This window comes from Mesorhizobium sp. CNPSo 4671, from assembly GCF_057784245.1.
Genome location: NZ_JBWLUW010000055.1, coordinates 1 through 1,778, shown reverse-complemented (window position 1 = coordinate 1,778; position 1,778 = coordinate 1). Strand labels below are relative to the sequence as shown.

Sequence of the window (1,778 nt, the reverse complement as noted above, 5' to 3'; positions counted from 1 at the left end):
GCGCCGGAGCCGACGGCGATGATCTCGCCTTCCTGCGGCTTTTCCTTCGCCGTATCCGGGATGATGATCCCGCCGGCGGTCTTGGATTCGGATTCGACCCGCCGAACGACCACGCGGTCATGAAGCGGGCGGAACTTCGACTTTGCCATTTTTTCTTCCTCGAATGAGAACGGTGAGAACAGTTTCTCCATCCGGCGATGCCGCCGGATACGAGTTGGCACTCACCTAAGGCGAGTGCTAACGCGGTCGTGAGATAAGGCTGCAGGCTCGCACTAGTCAAGATGGAAGGGACAGGGCGAAGAGCAAAAAGCTGCTTTCGCCAACGCCATCCACGCCGCCTTAGACACACGGCAGCGGGAGGGGGGCAAGGGAGCTAACGCAATCGGAGGTGCTCGTCTTGGTGTGCATCGCCTATGTCCAGCCGATCACGCGTGGCGAGCTGTTGTCCTTCTTCGCACGCTCGTCTGCGGGTGTGGGCTGGCCACCCATTTAACGATCGACGTGTCGAATGATTTCGCGGCCCGTCCGATTTCCTCCGTTAAAATTCGGAGGCGATTGGATCGAAATACGGGTCTCAAATCGCAAATTGCGGTGGGCAACGGGCCCCTCGGCGCATGACGAGCTAACTACTGCTTCCCCGCCCTTTGTGAATCCAGCTCTTCGCCTTCGACCGGAGTGGTATCGATGGTCCTCGACTGGAGGCGCTGCAGTTCTTCGAGACGTTCGCCGTTAACGGTGTTGGGATCAAGCCGCTCGTTGAGATTTAGGGTCGTCGCGACCTCAAGGCGCCCCCCCCGGGGGTCGCGCAAAGGAACGCGGCGGCAAGCTCCTCGCGAGAATAGCCGTCGTTTCCAAACCGTTTGCCGCCGAGGTCACGGTCAAAGTGCATGGCATGCCGGGTCCAGTGCACCTCGTTTGCGATTGCTGTCTAAACGCCTGCGCATCCCAGAAGGTCTCGAAGGCGGGCGTTTGAATAGCGGAACCGAGCAGTCAGCGCATGACGGATGTTGGCCGCATCGCGGTGAAGAGGGCTTCGGCATGGGCAGTTCGCCCATTCGGGTTCCGGACGCGCCTGTCGACCTCGCTCCACACTTCGCGAAGTGTTTGCCAAGAGCGTGGAAATGATGACTGCATGTTCGACGGAGGCGTTCTAAACGGCCCGGCTGCGGCCACAAGACATCGACGGGCAAGACGATCGTCGATTACGGCAGCTCTTTGCGTCGCCACGCGCAGCTGACATCAAGAACGAGTGAGAATCGGATGGCGGGCCGGATGTGCTTGCCAAAGCAGTGCCTTCCCGTTCAACCAGGTCTCTGCCAGTCGCGCAACCGTACTTTGCAGTGCACCTCACCGCGAAAGATGGCCGTACAGCGGGGAGAAGCAGTATTTGTCTCAGATTTCGATCTATGGGGTCTTGACGGCGAAGCGCGCGGGCACATGCACCACGCTCAAGGCGCGTTGTCGTGATCAGGTTGTCGACAGCTTCCCCATTTAACAAAACAGACAGGGTTGGTCGCATTGGAAGAACATCGGCTGCCGATGCTCACGGTGCATGCCTGCCGAGGGCTGTTAAAGGGTAGTTTGTTCCTGATTTCCGGCACGTCAAATCCAGCCCAGCTTCGATGCCGATATTTTTGAAGGGAGGAACGGATGGATTTCGCCTCGACGAAGTGGGAGCAGGTAAAGTCGGACAGCGCGGGCCGGCAAGCGAGTTCACCCGCGGTGCCGTCCGCAGATGCAGCGACCTTTGAGCGGCAGCTGAGCGAGATCGCCAGTTC

Annotated in this window: 2 protein-coding genes; both read right to left on the bottom strand. The window is 59.4% G+C overall.

Annotated elements, in window-relative coordinates:
- Positions 1 to 149, bottom strand: a 149-nt coding sequence (locus AC04SF_RS37290) for a co-chaperone GroES (protein WP_287209018.1), incomplete at its 3' end; no start/stop codon positions are given.
- Positions 150 to 763: 614 nt separating this feature from the next.
- Entirely contained in the window at positions 764 to 910 is a 147-nt protein-coding gene (locus tag AC04SF_RS37285; RefSeq protein ID WP_488481863.1) for a zincin-like metallopeptidase domain-containing protein, read from the bottom strand.
- Positions 911 to 1,778 lie beyond the last annotated feature (868 nt).